This is a genomic window from Vibrio sp. 10N.222.54.E6, assembly GCF_041473955.1.
GTDB lineage: Bacteria > Pseudomonadota > Gammaproteobacteria > Enterobacterales > Vibrionaceae > Vibrio > Vibrio tasmaniensis_A.
Genome location: NZ_JBFRTD010000003.1, coordinates 100927 through 101313, shown reverse-complemented (window position 1 = coordinate 101313; position 387 = coordinate 100927). Strand labels below are relative to the sequence as shown.

Sequence of the window (387 nt, the reverse complement as noted above, 5' to 3'; positions counted from 1 at the left end):
TGTCGTTTCCGCTCGACTTGCATGTGTTAGGCCTGCCGCCAGCGTTCAATCTGAGCCATGATCAAACTCTTCAATTTAAAGTTTTGATTACCTAATTTAATAGGTGTGACTCAACGAATACTGACTTCAAAACTACTATGTAATTCTAAAGCTATTACCATTCCAACAGAATGATAATGAATTGACTGTGCTCTTTTTGGCTTTCACTTTAAAAAGTGAAATCAAACAGCTCAAGGCTGTACCAAATTGAATTGGTCACTCAGTTCATTGAAATCAATTTTGATTCCGAAGAATCTGTTTTACGCTCTTTCGAAAAAGAACCAATAACGTTTTGATATTCATCAACGAGTGCCCACACAGATTGATAGGTTTAAATTGTTAAAGAGC

The 387-nt window shown here is 36.2% G+C and carries 1 rRNA gene; it reads right to left on the bottom strand.

The window, feature by feature from the left end:
* Positions 1–77: ribosomal RNA gene (locus AB4513_RS00695) — 16S ribosomal RNA — on the bottom strand; the annotation flags it as partial.
* Between the last annotated feature and the right edge of the window lie 310 nt (positions 78–387).